The sequence below is a fragment of the Streptomyces noursei genome (assembly GCF_001646665.1).
GTDB lineage: Bacteria > Actinomycetota > Actinomycetes > Streptomycetales > Streptomycetaceae > Streptomyces > Streptomyces lavendulocolor.
This window is the reverse complement of sequence record NZ_LWBU01000035.1, coordinates 91938-116411: the sequence shown is the minus strand read 5'-3', so window position 1 is coordinate 116411 and position 24474 is coordinate 91938. Positions and strand designations below refer to the sequence as shown.

General features: G+C 74.6%; 23 protein-coding genes. 9 read left to right on the top strand and 14 right to left on the bottom strand.

The features are described from left to right. Positions 1-87 precede the first annotated feature (87 nt). The 4 genes from A4V12_RS03865 to A4V12_RS03850 all read right to left on the bottom strand — a co-directional run bounded on the left by A4V12_RS03865 (position 88) and on the right by A4V12_RS03850 (position 5904). Positions 88-1314 carry an alpha/beta hydrolase family protein gene (locus tag A4V12_RS03865; RefSeq protein WP_064067752.1) on the bottom strand — a complete coding sequence of 409 codons (1227 nt, stop codon included), beginning with the start codon at positions 1312-1314 and terminating at the stop codon, positions 88-90. Positions 1315-1542: 228 nt separating this feature from the next. Next, positions 1543-1989, bottom strand: a complete 447-nt coding sequence (locus tag A4V12_RS37345) for a peptidase M23 (protein ID WP_159028813.1) — start codon at positions 1987-1989, stop codon at positions 1543-1545. Between the two features lie 66 nt (positions 1990-2055). Then, positions 2056-2514, bottom strand: a complete 459-nt coding sequence (locus A4V12_RS03855; protein ID WP_064067751.1) for a hypothetical protein — start codon at positions 2512-2514, stop codon at positions 2056-2058. Between the two features lie 177 nt (positions 2515-2691). Further along, positions 2692-5904 (bottom strand): AfsR/SARP family transcriptional regulator, encoded by a 3213-nt coding sequence (locus A4V12_RS03850; protein ID WP_064067750.1) that lies wholly within the window; start codon positions 5902-5904, stop codon positions 2692-2694. A gap of 420 nt (positions 5905-6324) precedes the next feature. Between A4V12_RS03850 and A4V12_RS03845 the strand changes: the two genes are divergently transcribed. From A4V12_RS03845 to A4V12_RS37905, 5 genes are all read left to right on the top strand, one after another. After that, positions 6325-6984 carry a M15 family metallopeptidase gene (locus A4V12_RS03845; protein ID WP_064067749.1) on the top strand — a complete coding sequence of 220 codons (660 nt, stop codon included), beginning with the start codon at positions 6325-6327 and terminating at the stop codon, positions 6982-6984. 238 nt (positions 6985-7222) lie between these two features. Continuing rightward, entirely contained in the window at positions 7223-8068 is an 846-nt protein-coding gene (locus A4V12_RS03835) for an RNA polymerase sigma factor (RefSeq protein ID WP_234372067.1), read from the top strand. 86 nt (positions 8069-8154) lie between these two features. Beyond that, positions 8155-9036 carry a C40 family peptidase gene (locus tag A4V12_RS03830; RefSeq protein WP_064067747.1) on the top strand — a complete coding sequence of 294 codons (882 nt, stop codon included), beginning with the start codon at positions 8155-8157 and terminating at the stop codon, positions 9034-9036. A 104-nt stretch (positions 9037-9140) separates the two neighbouring features. Beyond that, on the top strand, positions 9141-9902 hold the full coding sequence (locus A4V12_RS03825; RefSeq protein WP_064067746.1) for a M23 family metallopeptidase: 762 nt from the start codon (positions 9141-9143) through the stop codon (positions 9900-9902). 179 nt (positions 9903-10081) lie between these two features. Beyond that, on the top strand, positions 10082-11368 hold the full coding sequence (locus A4V12_RS37905; RefSeq protein ID WP_107415304.1) for an SH3 domain-containing protein: 1287 nt from the start codon (positions 10082-10084) through the stop codon (positions 11366-11368). Between the two features lie 164 nt (positions 11369-11532). On the opposite strand, the gene A4V12_RS03815 is transcribed toward A4V12_RS37905, so the two are convergent. From A4V12_RS03815 to A4V12_RS03790, 6 genes are all read right to left on the bottom strand, one after another. Beyond that, positions 11533-12519 (bottom strand): Acg family FMN-binding oxidoreductase, encoded by a 987-nt coding sequence (locus A4V12_RS03815; protein ID WP_064067745.1) that lies wholly within the window; start codon positions 12517-12519, stop codon positions 11533-11535. Positions 12520-12908: 389 nt separating this feature from the next. Next, on the bottom strand, positions 12909-13865 hold the full coding sequence (locus A4V12_RS03810) for an anti-sigma factor RsbA family regulatory protein (RefSeq protein ID WP_064067744.1): 957 nt from the start codon (positions 13863-13865) through the stop codon (positions 12909-12911). Continuing rightward, positions 13862-14674 carry an MEDS domain-containing protein gene (locus A4V12_RS03805; protein WP_064067743.1) on the bottom strand — a complete coding sequence of 271 codons (813 nt, stop codon included), beginning with the start codon at positions 14672-14674 and terminating at the stop codon, positions 13862-13864. The genes A4V12_RS03810 and A4V12_RS03805 overlap by 4 nt, the downstream gene beginning before the upstream one ends. Positions 14675-14825: 151 nt before the next feature. Then, a complete protein-coding gene (locus tag A4V12_RS03800; protein ID WP_064067742.1) occupies positions 14826-15152 on the bottom strand; it encodes an STAS domain-containing protein in 327 nt (108 codons plus the stop codon). Positions 15153-15334: 182 nt separating this feature from the next. Then, positions 15335-16072 carry a hypothetical protein gene (locus A4V12_RS03795; protein ID WP_064067741.1) on the bottom strand — a complete coding sequence of 246 codons (738 nt, stop codon included), beginning with the start codon at positions 16070-16072 and terminating at the stop codon, positions 15335-15337. 302 nt (positions 16073-16374) lie between these two features. Continuing rightward, a complete protein-coding gene (locus A4V12_RS03790; RefSeq protein WP_199831209.1) occupies positions 16375-16842 on the bottom strand; it encodes a hypothetical protein in 468 nt (155 codons plus the stop codon). Positions 16843-17310: 468 nt separating this feature from the next. Between A4V12_RS03790 and A4V12_RS03785 the strand changes: the two genes are divergently transcribed. Both A4V12_RS03785 and A4V12_RS03780 read left to right on the top strand, forming a co-directional pair. Continuing rightward, positions 17311-19167: a serine/threonine-protein kinase gene (locus tag A4V12_RS03785; protein WP_234372066.1), complete on the top strand. Its 1857-nt coding sequence runs from the start codon at positions 17311-17313 to the stop codon at positions 19165-19167. Positions 19168-19233: 66 nt separating this feature from the next. Beyond that, positions 19234-19728: a hypothetical protein gene (locus A4V12_RS03780; RefSeq protein ID WP_064067740.1), complete on the top strand. Its 495-nt coding sequence runs from the start codon at positions 19234-19236 to the stop codon at positions 19726-19728. A gap of 43 nt (positions 19729-19771) precedes the next feature. Here A4V12_RS03780 and A4V12_RS03775 read toward each other — a convergent pair whose 3' ends face one another. The 3 genes from A4V12_RS03775 to A4V12_RS03765 all read right to left on the bottom strand — a co-directional run bounded on the left by A4V12_RS03775 (position 19772) and on the right by A4V12_RS03765 (position 21718). Beyond that, entirely contained in the window at positions 19772-20455 is a 684-nt protein-coding gene (locus tag A4V12_RS03775) for an RNA polymerase sigma factor (protein ID WP_423564508.1), read from the bottom strand. A 22-nt stretch (positions 20456-20477) separates the two neighbouring features. Then, positions 20478-20894: an LAETG motif-containing sortase-dependent surface protein gene (locus tag A4V12_RS03770; protein WP_064067739.1), complete on the bottom strand. Its 417-nt coding sequence runs from the start codon at positions 20892-20894 to the stop codon at positions 20478-20480. A 293-nt stretch (positions 20895-21187) separates the two neighbouring features. Then, positions 21188-21718 (bottom strand): DUF6584 family protein, encoded by a 531-nt coding sequence (locus A4V12_RS03765; protein WP_064067738.1) that lies wholly within the window; start codon positions 21716-21718, stop codon positions 21188-21190. Between the two features lie 400 nt (positions 21719-22118). Here A4V12_RS03765 and A4V12_RS03760 point away from each other — a divergent pair, with 400 nt between their 5' ends. Then, positions 22119-22850, top strand: a complete 732-nt coding sequence (locus tag A4V12_RS03760; protein WP_064067737.1) for a dienelactone hydrolase family protein — start codon at positions 22119-22121, stop codon at positions 22848-22850. Between the two features lie 154 nt (positions 22851-23004). Here the strand turns inward: A4V12_RS03760 and A4V12_RS03755 are convergent, their stop codons facing one another. Next, entirely contained in the window at positions 23005-23379 is a 375-nt protein-coding gene (locus A4V12_RS03755; protein WP_064067736.1) for a VOC family protein, read from the bottom strand. A 65-nt stretch (positions 23380-23444) separates the two neighbouring features. Between A4V12_RS03755 and A4V12_RS03750 the strand changes: the two genes are divergently transcribed. Continuing rightward, entirely contained in the window at positions 23445-24395 is a 951-nt protein-coding gene (locus A4V12_RS03750) for a helix-turn-helix transcriptional regulator (protein WP_064067735.1), read from the top strand. The last annotated feature ends 79 nt before the right edge of the window (positions 24396-24474 follow it).

The following is a 24474-nucleotide window of genomic DNA, read 5'->3' as shown; positions in this document are numbered from 1 at the left end:
GCGCAACCGCCAGGCCACCGCAACCGCCGGAACCGGCGCACACGGTGGTCCGGCGACCCCGCAGGGCCGCCGCACCACCGTATGACCTCACTGCCCGTGGTGGTTGAACCGCACCTCCGGGTTCTGGGCCGTCGGACCGTCCAGGAGCGGCTGTGGCCGGCCCCGGAGGTGCTGGTCGAAGAAGGCGCCCGTGTAGGTGCGCACCACGTCGATCGCCCGCGCGGCCGGGATCGTCGGCTGGACGTCGGGGTACGGCACGCGCAGCTGGTCGAAGAGGACGGGCATGTCCGAGAAGGTGAAGTGGTGCGCTCCCGTCACGGCGAGCCACCGCTTCCACCCGTCCAGGTTCCGCCACGCGGCGTCCCAGGTGACGTCCTCGCCACCCGGCTGGTGGGCGGCGTCACCCGTGCCGAGCATCAGGAACGGCCGCCCTCCGAGCCCCTGCTCCGGTACGGGGTCCCCGAAGGCGCCGTCCATGTTGACGCCCGCCCGGAAGCGGTCGTCGTTCGCCATGACGGAGGCCGCCGCGGCACCGCCCAGCGAATGGCCGGCGGCCCCGACGCGCCCCTGGTCGATGAGGCCGGCGTGCCGCCACGCCGGGCGCGGGCCGGTCAGCCGGTCGAGGACGAACGACAGGTCGCGTCCGCGGTTGACGGTCGCCTTACGCATGTCCTCCTGCGTCTCGGCCTTCCGGCACGCCACGCAGGTGAGCACGCGTCCGCCGGGGAACACCGTCCCCGACGACTCGTAGGCGTGGTCCACCGTGGCGACCACGTAGCCGCGGCTCGCGAGGTCCTCGGCGAGCGTGGTCAGGGTGAACCGGGGCGCCCCGAAGCCGGGGGAGAGGAGCACCAGCGGATGCTTCCCGGGCCGCGGGCGGGCGTGGACGGCGCTGTGGGAACGCGTGGCGCCGAGCGTCTCCACGACCGACTCGTCCCGCACGCCGACCTCCGCGAGGAGCAGCCGTGCCTCGCGGAGGTCGGCGTAGCGGGAGGGCGCGCCCGCCGTGGAGCGCGCGGGGTAGTACAGGTCCACCATCAGCTCGCGCTGCCGCTCGGGCACCCAGAGGTCCTGCCGCGAGGGGTCCACGAGGTGGAGGGTCGACCGGCCCACCTCCGCCCGGCCGGTGGGCTCGGGCAGCAGCACACCGGTGGCCGCCGGCCGGGCGGGACCGGACGCGGGAGCGGCGGTGCCCACGGCGGGGGGTGCCGGGACGGAGGGAGCCTGTGCGTGCACCGCCGGGGCGGCCGTGGCCAGGGCGACGAGGGCGATGACCGCGGCGGTCGCCGGGCGCAGTGTGCGTAACGTGTTCATGGACACCGACGGTAGGAGCGGGCGGGCCCCGCCGTCATCGGTCGCAGGTCTCGCGCGCGTACGACCAGAGGGTGATCCACGGCCCGTGGCCCGTAGGGGTGCTGACGCACCGTCGGAGGCCGGCGGCGGCCCGGCCTCGGGCTCCTGGCCGGTGTGCCCGGGCTGACGACCGGTGCCGGGGACGCCGCCACGGACGGCCCCGGCACCCGGTGCGCACCCGGCGACCGCCTACCAGCCGCAGTCGGGCACTCCGGCGATCTTCTCGCCGCCCTGGATGTAGATGTTGTTGACCCAGCCGATCGTGCCGTCGGGCAGCTTGAGCAGCGTCCACCAGCGGTTGCGGTAGCCGCTGTCGACGATCTCCTCGCCGGGGTGCTGGCACATGCCCTCGGCCGTCGTGCGCGACACCGTGGCGACGATCTTCACGCACGAGCCGCGGGAGGGGTAGTGGACGCAGTCGGCGTCGGCCCCGTCATAGCGGACGTTCACATTGGTCGCCCATATGTAGACCGATGTCGCCGCCGCGGACGCGGTCGAGGCGGACGAGGCGGTGGTCGTCGGGGGGCCGGCCTGGGCGGCCGCGGGCGAGGCGACGGCCGCGGGCGACCCCAGGGTCAGGGCCGCGGCGGCGGCGGCCGCGGCGGTCGTGGCCTTGAGAAGACGTCGAGTGTTCACGGGTTCCTCGGGTGTCGTGGGGTGTGTTGGGGCGAACGGCGGTGACGGGTGCCGTCAGGGGCGGAACTAGATGAACTCGCAGTCCACGGTGGCGTCACCGGGGTGGTCGACCGGTGCGCCGGGGACCGGGGAGTTGTTCGAACCACCGCTGGCGTACACCGCGGAGATCCAGCCCAGCGTCCGGCCCGGAGTGATGATCTGGACCCAGTACGTGTTGGTGTACGCGCCGTCCGTCACGCGTCCGGCCTCGCCCCCGTCCATCTGGCAGTACGCCTGGACCCGGACGTTGGTCAGCCGCTCCGTGGTCGCCAGGGAGCAGGAGGTGCTCTGGCAGGTGCGCACCCGGACGTCGGAGGCCCACACGTGCACGGATCCGCTCGGCGGGTGCGCGGCCGCCGGCTGCGCACCCGCCATCAGGATCGACGCGACGGCCAGGAGCAGCCCCGCGAGTGACCGCAGGCCGGCGGTGCCGAAGCGTCCGCGCCGGCGCGGTGCGTGAGTCGGTGTCGGTGACGAGTGCGTCATCGTGCGTTCCCTTTCCCCGGGTGTGCCGCGGGCGGCGGGTGCCGCGCGCTTCCGACCTCCTGACGGGAACCGGTCACGTCCCGTATGAGCGCCGCGCCGGCGAAAACCGGCCCGCCGCCGCACGACCGTCACGAGCCGTTCGCGACCCGGCGGCCGCGGCCGGTCCCTGCGCCCCCGTCACTCCCGGGCCTCGCGGCTGCCCAGGGCGCCGAACACCCGCCGCGCCTCCTCCCGCAGCTCCCCGCCCGTCCGCTCGTCCCCGGCGCCGAGTGCCGCGGAGCCCAGGTCCCGCAGGGTGCGGGCGCGCCACAGCGGCAGGTCCAACCGCTCCCACAGGCCGAGGGCCCGGCGCAGGTACCCGGTCGCGGCGTCCCACTCGGAGGCGGCGAGACACCACTCCCCGAGGGTGCGCAGGACCAGGGCCTCGCCGAACACGTCCTGCCGCTCCCGCGTGATCTCCAGGCACCGGTCCAGGCGCCGCCGGGCGTCGGCCATGCGGCCCCGGCGCAGCTCCACCTTGGCCAGGGACTGGCTCGCGTACATCACACCGAACGCGTCACCCGTCTCCTCGAAGATGCCGAGCGACCGCCGCAGCAGGTCCTCCGCCTCCACCAGCTCTCCCCGCGCCCGGTGGTACAGGCCCAGCGCGCGCAGCGCGAGCGCCTCCCCGTGCCGGTCCCCGGCCGCCACGTACAACCGCTGCGTACGGGTCAGCGCGGTCCACGCCGCCTCGAGGTCGCCCCGGTCCCGGTGCACGCACCCGACGCCGTACAGCGCGTGCGCCATGGGCACCGCGTCCGCCGGTTCCCGGTAGTGGGTGAGCGCCGCCGTCAGCAGGGTCAGCGCCTCGTCGAAGCGCGCCTGCTCGCGGCGGGCCGTGCCCATCCCGGTCAGCGCCTCCGCGCGGCCGCGCCGCACGTCCCGCTCCTCGAAGATGCGCAGCGCCCCCTCGAAGAAGGCGTACGCCTCTTCGAACCGGTCCTGCTCCAGACGGAGCTGACCGAGCCCGTGCAGCAGCCACGCCTCGCCCTCCACGTCCCCGCCCCTGCGGACCGCCTCCAGGGCGACGTCGTGGGACCGGGACCAGGCGTCGAACTGGTTGTACAGCGCCGCCGACGCGGCCATCAGGGCCGCGGCCAGCTCCCGCGCGGCCCCGGTCATCCCCTGCTCCGCGCAGTGCGTCACCGCGGCGAGCAGGCACCGCTGTTCGGCCGCGAACCAGGCGGTGGGCTCGTCCTCCAGCGGTGCCGGCGCGTCCGTCGCGGCCGCCGAGAACAGCCGCGCCGCGCCGCCCGGGCCGCGGGCCGCCGCGCCGCGTGCCAGCTCCAGCCAGCGGTTCACCAGCCGGAGTATCGCCGCCTCCCGGTCCTGCCGGTCCTCGTCGGCCAGGCACCGCTCACGGGCGTGCTCACGCGCCAGGTCGTGGATGCGGTACCGCGTCCGGCCCGTCTCGTCGGTACGGACCACCTCCACGAAGTGGCAATCCACGAGCCGCTCCACGGCGTCCTCCGCCTCGTCGGCGGTCACGTCGAGGAGCGGGGCCGCGACCCATGCGGCGAAGTCCGGCAGGTCCATCAGGGCCAGCCGCCGCAGCGCCCGCTGCTCCTGGGCGCCCAGGTCCGCGTACCCCAGCCCGAGACCGGCGCGCACCTCCAGGTCGCCCGCCTGCAGTTCGTCCAGGCGGCGGCGCTCGTCGCGCAGGCGGGACGCGAGCCGCGCGGGCGTCCAGTGCGGCCGGGCGGCGAGCCGGGCGCCGGCGATGCGCACCGCGAGGGGGAGCCGTCCGCACAGCGCGACGATCTCCGCGGCCTGCCCGGGCTCCATGACCGGCCGCGCCGGGCCGGCCACGCGGGCCAGCAGCTCCAGCGCCTGCGACTCGGGAGGGACACCGAGGTCCAGGTGGGCGGCGCCTTCGAGCGCGACCAGCCGGCGACGGCTGGTGACCAGGACGGCCGACCCGCCTCCCGGGGGCAGGAGCGGCCGCAACAGCGCCTCGCTGACAGCGTTATCAAGGATGAGCAGCACTCTGCGGCGTGCGATGTGCGTGCGGTACAGACCGAGCAGGTCCTCCTCGTCGCGGGCCGGCGTCTCCGGGTCCACCCCGAGGGCACGCAGCAACCGGGCGAGGGCGTCCACGGTGCGTACCGGTTCCAGGTCCGAGGCCCGCAGGTCGACGAAGAGCCGGCCGTCCGGGAACAGCCCGGCGGTCCGGTGGCCCACGTGCACCGCCAGCGCGGTCTTGCCGGTGCCCGACCGCCCGGAGATCACGCCGATGGGCGGCGCGGTCCGCAGGGGGTCCCCGACCTGCTCCAGCAGGGCGGTGGCCCAGGCGATCTGCTCGTTGCGCCCGACGAAATCAGCGACGTCGGGGGGAAGTTGGGAGGGTGCGGGGCCCTGCCCGGCGCGGTCGGCGTCCTGGCGGGGGCGGGGGAGCGGCACCTCCCGCGAGGCGGCCGTCCGCGCCGGGGCCGGGGCGGCCGGTTCCGCGAGGCCGGTCCGGGCGGCCGCGCCGGTGGGCGCCTCGCGGGCGGGGGCAGGGGCGGAGACGGGCTCGTGCGGGTGCTGGGCGCGGACACCGGCGGCGTGGTGGGCGTGCGCGTGAGCGCGTGCGTGGCCCCGGGCGGGGGCCGGGGCACCCAGCACGGACGTGTCGCCCCGGAGCAGCGCCTGGTGCAGGGCGCGCAGGTCGGGGCCCGGGTCGATGCCCAGTTCCGTACGGAGGAGGCGGCGCCCCTCCTCGTACGACCGCAGCGCCTCGGCCACCCGGCCAGCCCGGAACAGCGCGGTCATCAGCTGCCCGCGAGGGCGCTCCCGGAGGGGGTTGGCGGCGACGTGCGCCACCAGCTCGGCGACGAGGTCCGTGCGGCGGTTCAGGTCGAGCTCCGCGGCGAAGCGGAACTCCGCCGCCTCCAGACGCAGTTCGGTGAGGCGCACCGCCTCCACGCGGGCGAAGGACTGGCCGAGCCCCTCCAGGGCGTCCTTCCCGCGCCACAACCGCAGCGCCGCCCCCAGGACGTCGGCGGCCTCCTCGGCACGTCCGGCGAGGGCCGCCTCCCGCCCCTCGGTGAACGCGTCCTCGAAGCGCCGCGCGTCGACGGCGGAGCGCGGCAGGTCCGCGACGTACCCCGGCGAACGCGTACGGATGGCGCCGCTGCCCTCCGTGCCCGCCAGGGCGCGGCGCAGCCCGGAGACGTGCGAGGCGACGAGCGCCCGTGCCGTGGCGGGGGGCTCCTCCTCCCACACCAGGTCCACCAGCCGCTCCACGGACAGCACCTCGCCGAGGTGAACGACGAGTGCCGCGAGAATGGACGTCGGTTTGGAGCCGTTGAGCGCGACGCGCGCCCCTTCGCTCAACACCTCGACAGGTCCCAGAAGGCGAACGTCCACCATGTCCCCCGGATGATGCGTCCTCGCAGGTCGGGGACCAACATACCGGCGCCCACCGACAGGCACGCCGCTTACCGGACCGCCCTTTTCGCGCGGCGGACCGGTGACCTGTCGAGCTGGCTGGAAAGCGATGGGTGTTGGGTGGGATTTCCCTCCAATACGACGCGGAATCTGTCCGAGTTCCGTCCCGGGGACGGCAGCGCGGCATCCCCCGTATGAGTGCCGGCTCCCGCTCCGGTCCGTCCGCTTCCCGAACGGGTGACGGGGTGACGGACGATGAGCGGCGGACGGCCGGAGCGGCGTCATCCTGCCGCACCCGCGACACCGGGCGCGCGCCGCGGTCGGGGCCCTGCAGAACCGCTGCATCCCGTCGTGCAGAGGATCTGCATCGCTCCTGCAGAGCACCCCCCGACGCTGTGGAGCGTGACGGACATCATCCTGCTTTCGGACCGGCGCGTCGCCGCGACGCCGGTGGCGGAGAACGGCGAACCCCTGGTCGACGCCCGGCGGACCGCCGCACTGCGCGTCGACGCCCGCAAGGCCGACGGCGACGGCTCCTACGCACACGTCCGGTCGGACGTCCTGCGCCGGCTCCTGCTGGCCCAGGGCGCCCTGCCCGGGGGGCTGCGCCTCCTGGTGGTCGAGGGGTTCCGCCCGCCCGCCCTCCAGCGCGACTACTTCGACGCCTACACGGCCACGCTGCGCGCGGCGCACCCGGACGCCCCGCCGAGCCGCATCCGCGAGCTGGCCAGCGCGTACATCTCGCCCCCCGAGGTCGCCCCGCACGTCAGCGGCGGCGCGGTGGACCTGACCCTGTGCACCGAGGACGGGGAGGAACTGCCCCTCGGCACCGAGGTCAACGCCACCCCCGAGGAGAGCGAGGGCGGCTGCCGCACCGCCGCGGCCAACATCGGTGCCGAGGCCCGGGCCAACCGGGAGCTGATGTGCCGCGCCATGACGGTCGGAGGGTTCGTCAACTACCCGACCGAGTGGTGGCACTGGTCCTACGGGGACCGGTACTGGGCGCTGGTCACCGGAGCGGATGCGGCCAAGTACGGCCCCGCCGCGCGGCCCGGCTCCTAGGGCGTTTCTTTCGGATCTTGCCGGGCTCGCCCTAGCGCCCGCGGCAGCGGACGGACCACCGGCCGAAGCACCACGACCAGCGACCGGCACCACTCCGCACCGCACGAGCCATCACGGCACGCACCAGCATCACGGCACGCACCAGCACCACGGCACGCACCAGCATCACGGCACGCACCAGCACCACAACGCCGGTGGGCGCCTGATCGCACGAGAAGCACACCACCGGGGGAACACCGTGACCGACACCCTCGCCGCGACGACGGCCGACACGCCGTCCACGGCCATCCGGACCGTACCGACGACGACCAACCGCGCCGAGCAGCCCGCGGCCCTCACCGGCGCCACGGCCGACCGCATGACCGCGGCCGAGTTCGACGAGGCGTTCACCGCCGTGATGCCCAGGCTCCGCCGCCGCCTGCTGGCCGTGACGGGCGATCCGCACGACGCCGACGACCTGGTGCAGGAGACCTACCTGCGGCTCTCCGGCCGCGCCCGGGCCAGCGCCCTCGTCCGTCAGCACCAGCCGTACGCCTACACCTGCGCCGCCGCTCTCAACCTGCTGCGCGACTCCTGGCGGCAGCCCTCGCGGCGGGAGCGCTGCACCGACCGGCTGCCCGAACCGAGTTGGGACGGAGGTCTCGCCACCCGTGAGGCCGAGGAGGTGACGACCGCTCTGCTGCGTGTCCTCTCACCCAAGGAGGCCGCCGCCGTGATCCTGGTCGACATCGAGGGGCTGACCCACGACATGGCCGGTGAGCGGCTCGGCGCCCACCGCGGCACCGTGCAGCGCAACCGTATGCGCGGGCTCGCCAAAATGCGCGCCGCGCTCGGCGCATACGAACCGGGCGCCCAATCCGTCACCACCACGAACCCCGCCGCCACCACGCGGCAACACACCACGACGACCGCGCACCCGGCGGCGGACACGCCGCCACGTACGACGCGGGCCACCAGGACCCGTACGGCGCCGTCCACGACGACACGCCGGCCGACAGGTCGGCCGACACCCACGACGACGCCCACCACGGCGGGTACGCCGGCACCCACGACCGTACGCACGCCGGCACCCACGACCACCTGAGCCCGCCGGCCGGGCCGGCCGCCCGGACACACCCGTACACACCCGGACCCACCCGTACACAGCGAGAGCCGAACCAGGGGGACCTCATGCGCCGCACGCCTCGCGCCCTGACGGTGGCAGCAGGACTGCTGCTCGCCACCACCTTGACCAGCACCGGTACGGCGATGGCCGCCACCGCCGCAGCACCGTCCACCGCCCGGGCGGCGACGTCCGCCGACTGCGCCCCGCTCACGCAGGCACCCGCCCAGGCCCAGGCGATCGTCAACGCCGCGTGCTCGCAGATCGGAGTGCCGTACTCGTGGGGCGGGGGTTCCATCCACGGGCCGACGTACGGCCAGGACTACCCCGGCGGCGGGCCCGGCGCCCACGACAGCCGGGTGAAGGGCTTCGACTGCTCGCACCTGGTGCAGTACGCGGCCTGGCAGGGCGCGGGCATCGCCTTGCCCGAGGGCACCTGGAACCAGGCCAAGTGGAGCGGCGCCACCGCCCGCTTCACCGCTGCCCAGGGGCTCGCCCCACTGCAACCGGGCGACCTGCTGCTGTGGGGGTCGAACCCCGCCGACCTGAACAGCGTCCACCACATCGCCGTCTACCTCGGCAACGGCAAGATGGTCGAGGCCCGTGAGTCCGGCACCCGCGTCATGGTGAGCGACGTACGTCTCAACGCCCAGTACGCCGGGGCCATCCGCATCGTCGGCGGCGAACAGCCCCCGGCCGGCACGAAGCGCTTCATGACGTGGGGCACCGACGTGGGCCTGCGCCCCGACCCGGGCACCCAGAGGCCGGCCGTCACCCGCCTGCCCCAGCCCACCCCCGTGGACGTGCAGTGCCAGGCGCACGGACAGATGGTCCACGCCGAGGGCTACAGCAACGACGCCTGGTCGTACCTGCCGAAGTACAACGCGTGGATCTCCAACATCTACATCGACGACCCGGCCGCCTGGCTGCCCGGCGTTCCCACGTGCTGAACCCGCCCCGCCCGGCACCGGCGCGCCGGCCCGCAAACCGATCCACCCACCACCCCTGTCCGGACCCCACCCGCACCCACCCGCCCATACGAGGAGATGTCACCATGCGCGTGCTCCAGCGAACCAAGTCCATCGGCCTGCTCGCCGCCACGATTGCCGCGACCGCCCTGGTCCCGCTCACCGCCGGAGCCGCCGAGGCCGCCCCCAGCGGCTACGCCGGTTCCTGCCCGACCGCCGGCACGATCACCCAGGGGTGGCACTCCGGCCACGACGGCATCGACATCGCCAACAACCGTGGCACGCCGATCCACTCCACCGGACCCGGCACCGTCATCGTCTCCGGGACCGCCAGCGGCTACGGCCAGTGGATCCGCATCCGCCACGACGACGGCACGGTCACCGAGTACGGCCACATGTACGAGCGGCTGGTCTCCGTGAACCAGCGCGTGACCAGCGGCCAGCTGATCGCCCGGATGGGGTCCGAGGGCCAGTCCACCGGGCCGCACCTGCACTTCGAGGCGCACAGCTCCACCTCCAGCACCCGCGGCATGGACCCCGTCCCCTACCTGGCGGAGCGCGGCGTACGCCTGCCCTGCACCCCCGGCAGCACCACCCCCGGCACCAACTTCACCACCTGGGGCACCTCCGTCCGCGTCCGGGCGGAAGCCAGCCTGAGCGCGGCCGTCGTCACCACCCTCACCGGGCCGACTCCGGTGTACGTGCAGTGCCAGAAGCGCGGCGACATGGTGCACGCGGAGGGCTACAGCAACGACGCCTGGTCCTACATCCCGGCGCTCGGCGGGTACATCACCAACATCTACATCGACCACCCGGACGCCTGGCTGCCGGGCGTCAACCCCTGCTGACCGGCGCCGCCACAGGCCCGGACCGTGAGCGCCGCCGCCGCCCGCACGGGCCCCGGCGGCGCCTCCCGGCCCCGGGGCCCGTCCCCCCGCATTCGGCTCCCTTCCCGCCCCGTGACCGGACCCGGTCACGGGCGCGGGCCCCGACCCCCGTACACCCGAACCGGAAAGGCCAGACCCACATGACTCCGCTCACCTCTCGTGGACAGGCCCGCGCCGAACGCCGGCACCCGTCACCGCGCCTCCGCGCCTCCGCACCGGCGGGCCCCGCCGACGTCCGCCGCCGCGGCCGTGCGACGCGGGCCGGCCTGCTCACGGCGGCCCTCGCGGCGCTGCTCGCCACCGCGGCCGCCCCCACCGCGACCGCCGCACCCGACACCTCGCCGTCACCGCCCGCCGTCGCCCAGGCCGAGGTACCGGCCGGAGTCACGGCTGGCGTCGCCGTGTTCGACCGGCAGACGGGGACGTTCACCGAACAGGTCAACAGCGCCGGTCAGTTCCGGTCCGCGTCCGTGGTCAAACTGCTGCTCGCGCTGGACGTCCTGTGGGGCCGTACGCCCGAGTCCCTGCCCGCGGCCGACAGGACCCGCATCGACACGATGCTGCGCAGCAGCAACGACGCGGCGGCCGGTACCATCTGGGCCAACAACGGCCAAGGCGCCATCATCGACCGGATGGTCGCACGGCTGGGGCTCACGGACACCGCGCGCCCGCCGGCCACCCACCCCGGATACTGGGGCTACACGGCGATGTCGGCCCGCGACACCGTCAGGATCTACCGCTACCTGCTGGACTCCGCTCCGGCCCCGGTGCGCGACTACGTTCTCGGCAACCTGCGCCAGTCCACCCGCTGTGCCAGCGACGGCTACGACCAGCACTTCGGCATCGCGGGCTCCTTCAACCGGCCCTGGGCCGTCAAGCAGGGCTGGTCGGGCTTCACGTCGGGCGGCTGCACGTCCGCGGCCACCACCGCCACCGCCGCCGCTCCCACCGCGAAGGCCGCCGGCACCGCCGCTCCTACCGCGAAGGCCGCCACCGCCGCCGCTGCCGTCGACCTGTCGCGCCCGGCCCTGCACACGACGGGCCTGGTGGGCCCGGGGGACCGCGCCATCGTGGCCGTCCTCACCCTGCACCCCACCGGCACCACTTACGGCAAGGCCTACACCGACGTCGGCAGGCTCACCCGCTCCCTGAACGTTCCCGGCGCCACCCGCCCGGCCGGCACCTGGATCGGCACGTGGGGCAGCGGCGTCCGCGTCCGTGCCCAGGCCTCGACCGACTCCGCCGCGATCACCACGCTGCCCGCCGGCGTGGAGGTCCTGGTCGGCTGCCAGAAACGCGGCCAGCAGGTCAGCGTGCCGCCCTACGTCAACGACTGGTGGGCCCACCTGCCCCAGCTCGGCGGCTACATGACCAACATCTACCTCAGCTCACCGGACAACCAGGTACCCGGCGTCCCGGTCTGCTGAGCGGGCGTCGCCCGGCCCGCCACCGGCGCGTCCCCAGCCGCGCACCCCCGGGTGCGGCCCCGGCGCCGTCCTCCGGCGTGCCAACGGCTGCCAACGGCGGGGCCCGCGAGGCCCCTTCCGGCCGACGGCGGCGCGGCGCCCACGGGCAGCCGCGCCGCCCGCCGTCACTCGACGACGAGCACCTCGGACACCGGCCTGCGCGGGGTGGCCGGTGCCTCCGGGCCGTAGCCGAACCGGAGCAGCATCTGCGGGTGCCCCATGCCCGACAGCGGGTCGCGCAGCAGCCGGCGCAGCTCGGGCCATTCGGCGGCCTGCGAGTTGAGCGACGTCGACAGACCGTCCAGCGTCGCCCGCAGCAGCACCCGCTCCATGGCCTGACCGGCCCGCAGCCAGTCCTCCCTGGAGTCCTCGCGCGTCCCCAGCACCGCGAGGCAGGGTGCCCGCTCGAACACCGCGGTGCCCCGGCCCTCCACGGGACGCCCGCCCGCGAGGTCCCGCACCGGTGCCCGCCCGTCGTAACGGCGGGGCCCGAGCGCGTCGGGCGGGATCCCCTCGGACGCCCAGCGCGCGATCTCGGCGCGTACGGCGGGGGAGTGCTCCTCCAGGTGCTCGGCCTCCCACACGAGGTCCAGCAGGTCCAGCGCCTGCCAGTCACCCGCGAAGTCCAGCCGTGCCCCCTCGGCGCGCGCGGCCCCCCGCAGACCGTCGAGCAGCGGCTGCGCCACGGCCTCGTCCCGGAAGGGCTCCCTGCTCGTGTGCCGCCTGCCGATCGCCGGACGCAGCTCGGCCACGCCCGTGTCCTCGGCCTCTTCCCCGTCCGGGCGTACGAAGGTGACGACGGCCAGCGTCTCGGGCTCCGCGGCGTCCGGCACGAGCCGGATGCGGGCGTGCCACCCGGCGTCGGCCGCGGCGACCCGCAGGTTGAACAGGGCGGCACCGCACCCCAGGTGCAGACCCCGGGTGTCGGGGTCGGTCTCCGGCATCGTGCGCCCGGGATCCATCCGCAGCACCAGTTCCCCGGCCGACCTGCGGTGGCGGAACAGCCAGGGCTGAGCGTTGTGCATGGACGGGGCCGTGACGGCGTCGGCCACCCATGACGTCAGGGACTCCACGTCGGGAACGGGGACGGGGGCGGGAGCGGGGGCGGACATCGCGGACACCTCCAGCGGGCGTCGTGCGTCGGGACGTCCGACGGCGAGGACGACGGGACCACGGGCCGCGGGCCACGGCGAGCGGGTGAGCGCGTCACCCGGCTCGTACGGCTCCTCCGGCCATGGGTCCAGCGTCCCTCGCTCCCACGTCGGGGGACAGGGCCGGGCGGGCAGCCCGGGGGCCGAAGGGCCCGCCGGCGCGAGGGACGACCGGTCCCGACCGCGACGGTCCCGGCCGCGACGTACCCGACCGCGACGGACCCGGCCGCGACGTACCCGGCCGCGACGGACCCGACCGGGACGGACCCGGCGGGAACAGACGTGGCCGACCCGGTGGCGTACCTCCCACACCCCCGGCCGGGCCCCGCACGGCCGCGTCCGCCGTCACCTCAGCACGGCAGGTCCATGTGCACCCTGACGACCGTGCCCGTGTCGCGGGCGGAGCGCATCTCGACGAGGTCGCACAGCTGGTGCACCAGCCACAGGCCCCGGCCACCGGGCTGGTCGTGCGTGGGCCTGACCCGGCCGGCCAGGGGGTCGGCGATGTACCCGCTGTCCCGGAACTCACAGATCAGCGCCGCGTCCTGCGCCCAGGTCCGCAGCCGTCCCCGGCCGTCGGCGTGCCGGATGCTGTTGGTGGCCAGCTCCGTCACCACGACCATCAGCTCGCGCACCCTGTTCCGCTCCAGCCTGTGCTCGGTCGCACAGCGGCTGACCTTGTCCCGCACCGCGCTCAGCTCCCCGTGGGTGAAGACCAGCTCCTCATAGGGGCTGCACGGCGCCGACAGCTCCTCGAAGGGGTAGGGCTCGTGCGCCTTGAAGTCCTCGCTGCGCGACAGCGCGCCGTCCCGGCGGATGTACGGGTGGCAGCGGGACAGCGCCTGCACGGCCGCCGGCTCCGCCGCGCTGACGTCGTACGGACACATCAGCCACCAGGAGGGGCTCCGGGCGAAGGCCTGGTTGAGCAGCCACTCGTGGTAGCGCAGCTCGGCCACGTCCGCGGCGGTACGGGCCTGGTCCCAGGCCGTCTCACCGATCCCGCGCACGGGCCGGCCCTCCGCCGCCCGGTCCGTGACCCACTTCTGCCACGCCGCGATGAGGCGCCCGGGATTCCGCCCCGGCTCGGCGGCGTCCACGAACTTCACGGGGCCCGCGTCGGACAGCTCGGCCCGCAGCAGCGACTCCTTGCTGCGGGGCACGGCCACGACGACCGCCTCGTCGCTCTCGAGCGCTTCGTGGATGAACCCGAGGGTGCCGCCGAGGAAGGCGTCCTCACCGGCGTAGGGGTAGAGCTCGTGCCGGAATCCGTTCCCCCGGGCGTCGAGGCGGGTCTCGGTGGACATCATGCGCTCATCTCCACCGGTACCTCGGGAACGGCGAAGCCGGAGAGATCCCAGCACAGCCGGACGGTGTCGTTCGCTCCTTCGACGAGCACGGTCCGACCGGGCACCTGCCGGGCGGCGTCGGCGAGGGCGCGCATTCCGGCGGCGTCGATCATCTCGACCCGGTCGAAGCGCAGCCGCACCGTCTCCGTGCGCACGGCCGCGGCCCGGATCGCGGCAGCGAAAGCCTCGGCGCCCTCGGAGTCGATCACTCCGTCGACGCTCCAGCAGTTGCTTCCCGCGCTGAACATCCGAAACCCCGGTCCTGCCGACCGGCTACCCAGACTCTGCGGATGTACGCACATCGCCTGGTGCAGAGTGGCAACGTCCCAGTGGCCGGGCCGGTAGGCGCACACCACCATGGCGCCGCTGTCCGCGGCGAACTCCTCCAGGAGCAGCTCTCCTTCGAGCAGCGCCTCGGAGGCCGTCACGCCCCGCGACCGGGGGTCCGCCTCCGTGAGCACCCGCACCGCGCGGAACCCCTCGCGGTCCGCCTGCCGGGCCTCCCGCTGCACCGCGTCGAGGAGCGGCTCCTCCATGCGGTGGGGGTCGAGCACGACCACGGCCGGCCGGCCGCTCCGCCGGTCCGGCCGGTTGGCCCAGTGCGCCGCGCCGGCGGAGCCGATGATCACGACCTTGTCGCCGAAGAGCGCGCCGTCCGAGACGAAGGAGTCGGCGTCGTCCGGAAACCTGTCGACCGGGTCCATCAGCCAACAGACGTGGTCGCCGACGTCGATCTCGTCCAGCGTCGCTATGGTCCGCGCCGCCCTCACTGGGCCCCCTTCCGTACAGCAGCCCACCCTACCCACTGCCACGACGTTCATGGCTGGGGCTTCCCGGCGGGCGACCGCGGCATGCGGGCCCGGGAGCCGTACCGGCGCCGTCCGGCTCAGCGGCGTCCGCGTCCCGCGCCGCGCCGGCGCCTCATCCCGTGAACGAGCAGGGGATCGCCCGGTCCACGCCGAGGACCCGGAACACCCGGCCGGGCTGCCGGGGCACGCGGCACAGCCGCAGCCGGCACCCCTCGGTGGCGCACCGCCGGTGGAGCCGCATGAGCAGCTCGACCCCGGAGGTGTCGCAGAAGGTCACCCCCGCCATGTCCACGACGACCTCCCGGCCGGCCCACGCCGTGGCCAGGAACAGATCCGGCTCGATGCGTGCCGCACTGTCCAGGTCGAGTTCCCCGGCGAGGGCCAGGGCCGTCGACCCGTGGTCCACCGTCTGTACGGTCAAGCTGATCGAGGTGCTCATTGGGACGGCCCTTCCTGGGGAGGCGGAGGACGACGGGACCCGCGGCCAGGGCCAGCTCACCATCAGGCGATCACGGGGCAACAGGTCCGCAGGCCCCTTTCCCAGGGCCGAAGGTCCCGGGCCGTAGGAGCCGCCCCGTGCGGGTGGACGAAAAGAGCGGAACGGGATGTGCGGGAGCGGGGTCAGCCGGCCGAGCCCCAGGCGGTGGTGAGCCCCTCCAGCCACGCGGGCGGCAGTTCGGCGGCGTCCCACTCCTCCCACAGCGGTGCCGGCGCCGTGGCGAGCCGCTCCAGCACGGCGACGCTGGTGGGGGAGTGCATGAGGGAGTAGCGGCCGTGGATCGCGATCGTGCTGCCGGGCCCGTACTCCGCGTACAGCCGCTCCAGGCGCGCGCGGTGGGCCGAGGCGAACTCCGCGAGCCGTCCCGCGTATCCGGCCCGCTGCCGGGCGCTCATGGTGCCGAGCACGGCGGTGAGCACCTGCTCGGAGACCTCGGGATCCAGGTCGGACTCCGTGGTGAACGAGAGGTAGAGGGGGACGACCGCCACCTTGGCCCGCTCCACCTGCATCCGCCGCACCGGAGGCCGCTCCTCCGGGGCCGGGGCGGGGCCGGACGGACCGGTCATGACGGCGTGCCGCAGCGCCCGCTCGGCGAGGTCGCCGAGCGCCTCGGTGACGGCCTGGCTGCCGTCGAGCCAGCCGGACTCGTACAGTTCGCCCTTGCCGCCCGGCGCGCTCCGCGCGATCGCACCGGTCTCCTCGTGCGCGAGGGTCAGGGCCCCGGCCTCGACCAGCCCGATCAGTTCCTCGGCGTCCCCGGTGTAGACCCCGGCCCGGCCGAGGAGCTGGAGGAGCGTCTGCTTCGCGTTGAGCACGCTGATGGCGTCCAACCGGTGCCGTCCTTCTTCGGCGGCGTTCACTGGGTCCTCCTCATCGCTTGGGCCGTGTGGTGGGCGTACACGGAACGCTCCGGTCGAGGGTCCAACGTTCGGTGGGCGTGCGGAGATCCCCGGCAGGCGGAGGTCCCGGGTGGGAACCCCTCGTGCCTCGTCGGGCGACGATCGCCCGCGCTCGCCCCTCGCTGGCACACCTTCTCACGGAGCGGACGCCCCGCCCGGAACTCCGGCAGCGATCCGCCGTGCGGGCCGTACGCAGCACGCATGTCCGCATCCGGACCCGTCACGCGTCGACGCCGGGGCGGGGGCCGGGGACGGCCGCCGTACTACGGAACGGGCCGGCCCCCCGCGGGCGTGCCCCCGGCCACGCGAACGGCTCGCGCCTCGACGCCCGCCGCGCGCAGGACGTCCGCGAGGCGCGCCGTCTCGGGCATCGTCCCGGTGAACCCGCCCGACCGGACCTCCTCCACCACCGCCCTGGCATCGCTCAGCGGCAGACCCAGCTCGGCGCGGAGCACCTTCATCACCGTCACGACCACGGTGGTGCCGCTCCCGGGCACTTCGAGGACCGCGGGGCCGCAGTCACCGTCCGCGAGGAGCCGCTCGCGCAGTTCGGCCGGTGTGTCGTCCCGGCCGCAGACGGCGAGACCGCCGCACGCGGCGCAGGCCGTCTCCAGGCTCCACTCAAGACGACCGGACACCAGGGCCTGTCCGCCCGTGGTCGCCGCCCGGCCGCCGCAGCGGGGGCAGGCGGTCATCCACCGCAGGTACTCCGACACCATGTCCTCGCTCAACGCGCGCGTCCTCCGAGTCTGTTGCGGGCAGGTTCCGCAGGGCTTCGACAGGCAGGGGAAGGCATCGGTCCTGGAAAATTCCCCACCCTCGGCACCCGACCGGCCGCCGACGCACCGGACGCACCGGACGCACCGGACGCACGAGACGGACGGGCCACGGAACATCCCCCGGTGGCAGCCGCCGTAGTCGTCGCCACCGGGCGAGCGTACCCGCGGCGGTACGCCGGCATCGTGCGCGTTTTCCGCTGCTGTGGAGGGAGCTGTCCGTACCGCACGCGACAGCGGTGTCCTCGGGACCGGCACCCCGGGGACACGTCGGTACGCCTCTCCCGGGCGCCCCACCGCGAGGGAATGAGGGACCGGTCCCCGACCGCTCGCGTCCCGCGCCGGGCCGCGGTGGAGGCCGGGCCCCCGGATACCGGCACCTGCCGCGCGGGAGGGCGCGCGCGCCGCCTACGATGACCGGCCATGAGCATGAGCGAGGGCGGTAGACCCCTGGTCGACGCACGGTTCGAACTGGTCTCCCGCTTGGGCAGCGGCGGTATGGGTACGGTCTGGCGGGCGCGCGACATCGCCCTGGACCGCGAGGTGGCGCTGAAGGAGGTCCGCCCGCCGGACCCGGCCGTCGAGGAGGCCAACCCCGGCCTCGCCGCGCAGCTGCGGGAGCGGGCGGTACGCGAGGCGAGGGCGCTGGCCCGCCTGTCGAACCCGCACGTCGTGACGATCCACCACATCGTCGAGCCCGCCGACGGCTCGCACCCCTGGATCGTCATGGAACTGGTCGAGGGCAATTCCGTCTACGACCGGCTCCTCCAGGGCCCCATGCCCGTACCGGACGTGATCCGGCTCGGTCTCGAAGTCCTGTCCGCCCTTCGCGCCGCGCACTCGGCCGGCATCCACCACCGCGACGTCAAGCCCGCGAACGTTCTGCTGCGTCCCGACGGCAGCGCCGTCCTGACCGACTTCGGGATCGCCGTGCTGTCCGAGGCGACGTCCCGGCTCACCTCGACCGGCGACCTCATCGGCTCACCGGAGTTCATCGCGCCCGAGCGCGTGCGCGGCGAGGAGGGCAACCCGGCCTCCGACCTGTGGTCGCTCGGCATGCTGCTGTACGTGGCGGCCGAAGGCCACCACCCGTTCCGTCGGGCCACCAGCCTCGCCACCGTGGTCGCGGTCCTCGACGACCCGATCCCGCCGCCGGTCAGGTCGGGCGCGCTCGGCCCCGTACTGGACCGGCTGCTGGTCCGCGACCCCGCGCAGCGCCCCGACGGCGCCGAGCTGGAGCGCCTGCTGCGCGAGGCGTCCGCGGCCGGAGCGGTCCCCGCGCCGGCCGACGCCTCGCGGCACGAGGCTCCCCGGCAGCAGCAGCCGGGGGACCGGCCCGCCGCCGCCACCGACCCCCGGGACACACCTCACGACGCCCCGCACGGTGCTCCGTCCGGACCGTCCGGACCGGCGTCCGCGCCCGGCCACGCCCCGCACGCCGCACCGACGCCGGCCCACGGGGCGCCAGGGGCGCCGTACGGCGGGCACCCGGCGTACGCCGCCGGCCAGGCCCACTCCCACCCCCACGCCTGGACGCCGCACACCACCGAGCGGAACGGCATGTTCGGGCCGCCCGTACCGCCCGGCCGCCGCTCGGCGGGCCGCCGCGCCGCCACCGTGTCCGCCGCCGCGGCGGCCACCGCCGCGGTCGTGGTGGTCGCGGCGCTGAACTGGCCGACCGGCGAGGAGGGGACCGACCAGGGCAAGGGCCGCACCCCGGCGTCGAGTTCCGCCCCGCGCACCCCCGCGTCCGGCGGACAGGGCGCCACCTCCGGCAGCGGGACGGCCCCCTCGGCCGACAGCGCCGGAGCCACGGTCAAGGGCACGCTCCTCACCACGGCGAACGTCCGCACCGTCCTCGGGGCGTTCCGCGAGGCGAGCGGGAACCCGCAGGTCAAGGAGGTGACCTTCTACGAGGACTACGCTCTGGCCGACATCCCCACAGGGCCGGGCGCCAAGACCTACGACAGGTACCAGTACCGCAACGGGGTGGCGACGAGGACGGGGCCCGGTGGCGCCATCAGCCGCGACTCCGCCGACGAGCAGCCCTTCGACCCGACCGCCATGGACTGGGACGGCCTCTCCGCGCTCATGAAGCGCGGCGAGCGCGAACTCAACGTGGAGAACCCGAACCTGCGGTACGTCATCGTCAAACGGTGGACGTTCAACTCCGACCGGCCCACCCTGATGTACTACCTCACCAACGAGTACATGGTCTCCGGTTACCTCGCCACCGACAGCGGCGGCAAGGTGGTGGCCTCCTACCCGGCGTCGCCCTGAGGCGAGCGCGCCCGGGAGGAGGCGGTGGCCCCGCTCCCTCACGCACCGGCGCCGCCGGAGCCGGGCGTGGCGGAGGGCCCCGCGGAGGGCCCCGCGGCCGGGTCCCGCGGCACGGTGAAGCTCGGCCGGGGGCTGGGCGTCGCGTCCGCCGTACGGGTCGGTGGCGCCCCGCCCGGGTCCGGGCTCGCCCCGCTCTGGTCGGGCGTCGGTGTCCCGCTCGGGTCCGGCGTCGGCGTCGGTGTCCCGCTCGGGTTGGGGACGGGTGCACCGCCCGGGGAGCTCGGGCGAGGGCTCGGGCTGGGAGCCGGGCTGGGGGGCGGTGACGTGACGCCGGGCGGCCCGGCCGGCGGGACGGGGCGGGGGCCGGCCGGAGCGGCACCCGGCCCGAAGTGGGCGACCCCCGCCACCACCGCGGCCACCAGACCGGCCACGCCCGCGAGCCGGACCCTGCGGGCCCGGGCGTACGGGGACCACCACGACCGGCCGGCGGCCGGCCGCGGCGGCGCGGTCGGCCGCAGGTCCCGTACGCCCACCGACTCGGCACGCGCCTCGAGCGCCTGACGGAGCCGGCTCTCCACGGCACGTCCGCGTTCCCCGTCGGCCCTCATACCCGTCCCTCCAGGATCCGTTCCAGCGCGTCCAGGGCACGGCTGGCGTTCGACTTGACCGCTCCCCGGCTGATCCCCAGGGTGCGGGCGATCTCCGCCTCGCTGAGGTCGGCCCAGTACCGCAGCACCAGCACCTGGCGGCGGCGCGGGGTGAGCCGGCCCAGCGCGGCCAGAACCTCCCGGTGCGCCTCGTCCAGCACGACGTGCTCCTCGGCGGAGGGGACGTCGGCCGGTGCGGGCGGCGTCCAGGCACGGGCCGTCCGGCGGCGCCGCAGCACCGAACGCGAGGCGTTGACGACCGAGGTGCGCAGGTACGCCAAGGCGTTGTCGACCTCGGAGACGTGCTCGCCGTGACGCCGGTAGAGCGCGGTGAAGGCGTCCTGGACGACGTCCTCGGCGGTCGCCAGGTCGTCGACGAGCAGCACGGCGAGACGCACCATGCCCAGGCGGTGGGCGTGGTAGAGGTCGGTGACGGTCGGCGGTCCGGCTGCTGCGCCCCCGTACGGCCCCGCGGACCACCGCGGTTCCTCACGCGGGTGCGGTACGGGCGGGGCGGCCGCCACCCGGTCGCGGCGCAGCAACAGGGCGCGGAGCGCCGCACGCACGCCCCGCCCGCCGCCCGGTCGCACCCGAGGGAGCACGGGTGCGGCCGGGCGGAACGGCAGGGCGTGGTGGAGCACGGGGTTCCTCGTAGCGAGCACGTCAGCGGGAAGCGCGCCGCCGCACGAGGAACACGGTCCCGGCCCCGAGCGCGATGAGCCCGGCGGCGCCGGCCCCCATGGCGGTGTTGGTGGCGCTGGAGCCACCAGTATGCGCGAGCTCGGGCCCGGCGGACGGCTCCGCGCTGGGCCGCGGGGAGCCCGGGGCGGCGCTGGTCGCCGGTGCCGGTGCCGCGGTGGGGATCGTGCTCGGCGGGACGGAGGCCGTCGGCGACGGGGTGGCAGACGGCACGGCGCTCGGGGCACCGGTCGCGGCCGGCGACGGAACGGGCGAAGGCGTCGCGCTCGGTGCGGCGCCCGGCCCGGCGGCCGCCCACGACGGCCCGGCGGCGGTCAGAGCGCCGGCGCTCAGTGCGCCGACGGCGGCGACGGTGAGGATGGCGCGCTTCAGGTGGGGCACGGTGGTTCTCCCGACTGGATCTGGGGGCGCGGGATCACGCCCTTCACCCCCCACGACGTGCGAGTGGCCGGGAGGTTGCCGCCCTCCGCGAAGTTTTTCGCCGAAGCCCGCCGAAGCCCGCCGGAGCCCGCCGCGTGCCGTCGCGGTCGTCCGACCCACCGCCGTGGACCGCTCCGTCCGGAACCCCTCCCGCCCTGCGTACGCACCACCCGGAAGCGACCGGCACCCCACCGGACCGCACACCCCCCGAGTCCGGGCCTCACGTCCCCACCGGGCTCTCGCGACCCTGCGGGTCAGTCGAAGAGGGCGACGACTCCGTTCACCCAGACCGCGATGAACGCGAGCGCCCCCACCAGGCAACCGCCGCCCGTCAGCACACCGCCGACCGTCCACGGCCGGAAGGGCACCTCCTCGTACTTCTCCTCCAGGCCGTCCCGGTAAGAGGCGGGGTCGTCCCAGTCGACGGGATGTCCCAGCTCCTCGGCGCAGGCGGTCCGCACCGCGACCAGCTGCCTCTCCGCGAAGGGAGTGGCGGCCATCGCCTCGGGACCGCGCCAGGCGAGGGCCTTCATTCGCCATGCGGGAGACCCGTACCGCTGCTCGAAGGCGGCGGTCTCGGCGGCGATCCGGTCCTCCTCGAGGTACATCCAGCGTCCGGCCTCGGCGGCATCCCCGTAGAGCCGGTACACCTCGGCCAGACGGCGGCGGAGCGTCAGGTCGTACGGGAAGGACGAGACCAGACCGCGCAGACGCTGGCGCGCGACGGGAACCCGGCCGGCGGCCAGGTCCGCATCGACTCGGGCAAGGGTCTCTCTCAGCGACATGGACGCATGATCAGGTATCGCACCGGTCCCCGTCGACCGGGTTGTTCCGCCCAGCGCTTGCTCCCCTCGACAGAAGCCACCGAGACGCGGCAGCCTCGCTTCCTGCTCAGCTCCGAACCGGTTCCCAGCGATGCCGGTCGCGATTTCCCTCACGGCTCCGACTCCCCGCCGGTACACGGGAGGCTGGGCCGTTTCGTTCGGATCGCCCGGTGCCGTCCCAACCTTCGCCTCGTCGGCCTCCGCCCGGGTCAGGCGAAGTCCTTCGTGATACGTTCCTGCCGCCGTGCACCGCTGCGAACCGAAGGAGGTGAGACCGATCAACGCTTTGACAGGTCGGGCCTCCCTCCCTCGCATGGCTTTGGGAGCGCCCGCGGAGGCATCCCGAAAGGCATGAATCGCTGTGCGCTTCATCTCTGAGACGTCGTCCGACGGCGTCCGCGAACAACTCTTCACCCTCGGCGAGATACCTGGCGTGTTGTGGACACCGGAAGGTGCCGTCGCCACTCGTCCGCTCGTCCTGATGGGACACGGTGGCGGTCAGCACAAGAAGGCCCCTGGCATCCTGGCTCGTGCACACCGCTTCGTGACCGAATGCGGTTTCGCGGTCGTGGCGGTCGACGTTCCCGCCCATGGCGACCGGCCGAAGGTCGAGGAGTACGACCGGCTCGTGGCCGAGAACCAGGCTCGCGTGGCGGCCGGTGAGGATCTGGCCCCGCTGATCGCCGACTTCCAGGCACTCGTGGCCCGGCGGACCGTGCCGGAATGGCGGGCGGTCCTGGACGCGGTACAGCGACTCGAACACGTCGGCGCCGGCCCGGTCGGCTACTGGGGAGTTTCGCTGGGGTGCGGCCTCGGCGTTCCGTTCGTCGCTGCCGAACCGCGGGTCCGCGCGGCGGTGCTGGGCTTGGGCGGTGCGCCGGCATCGGCGGAGGCCGCCGCGCGGATCACCGTTCCGGTGGAGTTCCTGGTGCAGTGGGACGACGAGCGGGTACCGCGGGTGCAGAGCTTGGCGCTGTTCGACGCCCTGGCCTCGGCCGAGAAGACCTTGCACGCCAACCCCGGCAAGCACGGAGAGATCCCGGCGTTCGAGCTGGAGAGCACGCTGAGGTTCTTCGCCCGGCATCTCACCTGAGACCGCGACCCGTTGACGCGCCGATCGGGGACCGGATTCCCGATCGGCGCGTTCACTGAGACTGGTTGACACCCTGTAGGGCAGGCTGCGATCACGCTTGGCGTACGTCTCCGCCGCCCCCTCACCGGAGCCGCGTACGGGACCGGCGGCGGGCTCAAACCCCGTGGGTCGACAGGCAGAAGGGGTGGCCCGCCGGGTCCAGGAGCACCCGCCACGCATCGGGGCGCGGTTGGAAGGAAGGCAGGACGGCGCCCAGGGCGAGCATCCGCTCCTGCGCGGCGTCCAGGTCGTCGACGCCCAGTTCGAGGTGGGCCTGCTTGGGGTGCGCGGGGTCGGGCCATGCCGGGGGCCGGAAGTCGGCCTGGCGGACGAAGCCGAGCCCTGGGGCTCCCTCCCGCCCCAGCAGGACGAAGTCGTCGCTGCGGTACAGCACGGGCAGGTTGAGGGCTTCGCCGTAGAACCGGGCCAGTTCAGCCGGGTCGGGGCAGTCGAAGTCGAAGGACAGCAGTCGGATCTCTGGGTTGTTCATGGGACCGGACCGTAGGCCGTGACCCTGACAGGTGGTGTCCTGGTCGTACGGGACACTGGGAGATTGTGATCAGAACCTCCTCCCGGCTGCTGCGCCTGGTGTCTTTGTTGTCGGCGCGCTCCGAATGGACCTGCCGTGAACTGGCCGAACGCATGGCGGTCACCGACCGCACGGTTCGCCGGGACATCGCCCGGCTGAGAGACCTGGGCTACGGGGTCGAATCGGCGCCCGGCCCCTGGGGCGGCTACCGGCTCAGCCCCGGCGTCCGGACGCCGCCGCTGGTCCTGGACGACGAAGAGGCCCTTGCCGTCGCCGTCGCGCTGCGCGAGACCGCGCTCAGCGGAGTCCTCGGCACCGGGCAGGCCGCTCTCTCCGCGCTGCTCAAGCTCCGCCAGAGCTTGCCCACCCGCCTCGCCGACCAGCTGGAGGCGCTGGGCGGCACGCTTGAACACACGCCCCGTTCCGGCGAGTCGCAGATCGACACACCTCTCCTGCTGGAACTGGCGCGAGCCTGCCACAGCGCGTTGCGCGCCACCCTCTCCTACCGGGATCACTCCGGCCGGGTCTCCGTGCGAGCCGTCGACCCCTACCGCCTGGTCCATACCGGCCTGCGCTGGTACCTGGTCGCACGGGACGTCGCCAAACAGGAATGGCGCACTTTTCGAGCCGACCGGGTGGTGAGCGTCCGCCCCACCATGGAACCGGCCGATGTGACCGATCCGCCCGACGCCGCAGCACTCGTCTCCCGGGGGATAGCGAGCGTCGTCTACCCCGTCCGCACGACGGTCCGCCTTCCGCTCCCGCTGGACCGGGCCCTGCAGACGATCCCACCCACCATTGGCACACACCGCCCTGACGGCCCGGAAGCCACCGTGGTCGAGATCGGCGGCAACAGCGCCGATCAGCTCGCCATCTACCTCCTCGGCCTGGCCACACCGCTCACCGTGCTCTCCCCCGACGAGGTACGCCGGGCACTGGTCCGCCACGCCCACGCTCTCCTGACAGCCAACCGGTGACGGCCTCCGGCCTGCCCCGGTGGGCAGTCCCGGGACGTGCGGCCGAGTCCGGTTCGCCTGCGGGGTCGTGCGGTACGGA